The organism is Campylobacter sp. 2352 PW (assembly GCF_024723575.1).
Taxonomy (GTDB): Bacteria; Campylobacterota; Campylobacteria; order Campylobacterales; family Campylobacteraceae; genus Campylobacter_D.
This window is the reverse complement of sequence record NZ_JANQCX010000026.1, coordinates 1-3,105: the sequence shown is the minus strand read 5'-3', so window position 1 is coordinate 3,105 and position 3,105 is coordinate 1. Positions and strand designations below refer to the sequence as shown.

Annotated in this window: 1 protein-coding gene; it reads left to right on the top strand. The window is 26.6% G+C overall.

The annotated features are described in order from the left end of the window. Positions 1–30 precede the first annotated feature (30 nt). Complete coding sequence (locus tag CAMP5121_RS07915; RefSeq protein WP_337215286.1) at positions 31–3,087, top strand: hypothetical protein; 3,057 nt, start codon at positions 31–33, stop codon at positions 3,085–3,087. The last annotated feature ends 18 nt before the right edge of the window (positions 3,088–3,105 follow it).

The window sequence follows — 3,105 nt, the reverse complement described above, 5'->3', positions numbered from 1 at the left end:
CAAAACGTTACTTTACAAGGTAATACAGTAATGTTAAGTGCTGATACTAGTTGGGATGATAAAATGAAAAATCAAACAGGTATAATATCAGCTAATGAAATAAACTTACAAGGTAATGAAGTTTATGTAGATGTAGGTAATATAAATGGAGATCAATTACAAAGCTTAAAAATACAAGGAAGTGATGGTAATAATTTTAAAGGTTCTATGTATTTAAATGCTAGTGGATATTATTATAATCCTAATTCTTTTAAAGTATTTAATAAATTTAACAATTCAAACAACAATTTTAAAGTATATGAATATGTAGGTATAGGCTCTGATTTAGATTGGTGGCACTTTGCTAAAGGGTGGAATGAAAATAAAGAAGGTTTTAGAGATACAGCTGGTGAGTATAGACTTACTAATGATATAGACTTTAATGGAAATCAAGGTAAAGGTGAAGAAGGAAAAGATTGGCAAAACTATGTAAATTATTGTATAGATGGATATGGTTGTACCAATATGATAGTTGGATATAAAAGTCATGTTTATAATGAGAATTGGGAAATAATAGTAGATAATGGTTTTTCAAATAAAACATTTGATGGACAAGGATTTGCGCTTAAGAATATTAATATAGATACAACTAATCTTGAATATATACCTGAGTATGTAGGTATATTTGGGAATTCTAATAATTCTGAATTTAAAAATATAAAGATTGATTATAATAATAATTCCATTAAATCTAATTCAATATTTACAGGTGGATTTATAGGATATGCAAGTAATGGTAGTAGTTTTAAAAATATAGAGCTAAGTAATATCGCTAGTATTTCTACGCAAACAAACGATGTTTTATATACAGGTGGTTTTGTAGGATATGTAAGCGGAGCAAATTTTAATAAAATCAATATCAATAATATAAATGAATTAAGTGGCGTCAGTGTAGACAATAGATCTCATATTGGTGGTTTTGCTGGTAGTGTAAATAATGGAAAATTTGAAAATATATATCTTTCTCAAATCAATAAAATAATAAATAATAAAACAACTAAGGCAACATATACAGGTGGTTTTGCTGGGGAGATTTGGGAAGGTTTTTTTGAGAATATTGATATTAGAGGGATTGAAGAAATTAGTGGGGGATTTGTTACGGGTGGATTTTCTGGTAATATTGATTATGCTCAACTTTCAAATATAAATTTAGATATAAGTAATATAACATCCACATTCAGTACATTGCGTCATACTTATGCTGGTGGATTTGTTGGTAGTATTGATTCTGGAAATAATAAATTTAGTAATATCAATATCCGTGTTAAAAAAATTAAAAGTATTAACAATGACAATAATGGATTGTTAAGTGGAGAGATTGATGATGTTGGTAATGCATATGCTGGAGGATTTGCAGGTTTTGCTAATGGAGGAATTTTTAACAATATTAGTTTAGAAGCTGAAAAAATTGAAGCTATAAATAATAATAATTTAGAAAATACTCGTGCTGTTGTAGGTGGTTTTATTGGAAAGGTAGAAGGCTATAGAAGTGATAATTTATCGTTTTCAAATATTACTGTAAAAAATATAGATGCGATTGTTGGAAAGCTTGAACAAGATAAAAAAGGGATTGTTAATTCCGGTGGATTTATAGGTTGGATTCAAAGACAAGGCACTGGTGATTTTTCCAATATAAGTTTATATAATATAAAAAATATACAGGCATATGGAAAAAATGATTTTACTAATGCTGGAGGTTTTATTGGGTATATCGAAAGTGGTTCTATATTTAATTCGATCAATTTAAATTTTAATAATATTTATTTATTTTTCGAAAATGGTTCTCAAATACAGTCTTTTGCAAGTGATGGTAAGAATACAAGCGGAAAATTTATCAGTGCTTTTGATAATAAACAAGTAAATTTAAAATTTAACAATATACATCTTTATCATTACATAAATGATTTTAGTGGTGTTAATTCTGATATAAACCTTTGGAAAAATGCTATTAATGTATATATTTATAATGATGGTGATAAGTATATAAAATATAATGATTTCTTAAACAAAGATAGTATGATAGTAAGGCCTATAGTTAAGCTTCCGGAAAAACCAGAATTTTCTAGTGTGGATATAAATTTGCCAAATGTGGATTCTATTATAAAAGAGGAAGTTGCTCTTGATAAGGATGATTTGTATGAAGATACTATAAAAGATGAAATTTTAGCTGATATCACGAATCAACATTATAAAATATATATTAATACCCTTTTGGAAATGTTGGCAGAAAAGAATTATAGAGAAATGACATTGGATGAAAAGGTAGCTTTTATTTCAAAATATTTTATTAAAGATACATCAAATAGCAAGAAAGAGGCTTTGAAAATAGTTGAAAGTATTGATTTTATAGTAGCCTACCAAACAAACGGATTAAATAATGCTGACAGTGATAAATTTAAAAATGGAGTTCAATCCTTTTATATTAATAATATTAAAATTAATATTGATAAAATTATTGAAAAAGGAAAAAGTATTTCTGAAATTTTAAATAACGAATTAAAGGATTTTGTTGTAAATTCTGAACAACTTATAAAAGAATTGGGTGAAATTCAAAATCAGTTAAAAAGTGCTGAAAATGATTATAACGAGTATGTGAAGAATAATAATCAAATTGATATTAGCGTACTTAATAGTCTACTTTCGAAAATAGTTTTACTAGAAAAACAACAAGATAGTATTTTATCTCAATTGGATTTATCATCTATAAAAAATAAAATTGAATATCAAAACAAACTAGGAAGTTTTTTAGTAATAGGAGATTATAAGTTGTCGCCCTATAAACCTGTTTTAGAAGGTATTGATTTAACACCAAGTATTCCTATTGAGCCTGAATTGCCTTGGACTGATTTAACACCAAGTATTCCTACTGCTAAAAATGATAATATTGATTATATTTATTATAGAGTAATACCGTTTGGTTTGATAGGGGATGAATTTATAAAAAAAGATTCCAAAATAGATGTTATAGGTGAAGCAGAGACTGATAGTTATAAAAAAACTTGTGTTTCGAGCTTTAATTCAAAAGTTATGAATACTTGTATAAATTAATTTGATGAGATATATTGG

Bases quoted from the DNA above. Each gene is read 5' to 3' on its own strand.
- CAMP5121_RS07915 (WP_337215286.1), top strand. From the start codon at position 31: ATGTTAAGTGCTGATACTAGTTGGGATGATAAAATGAAAAATCAAACA.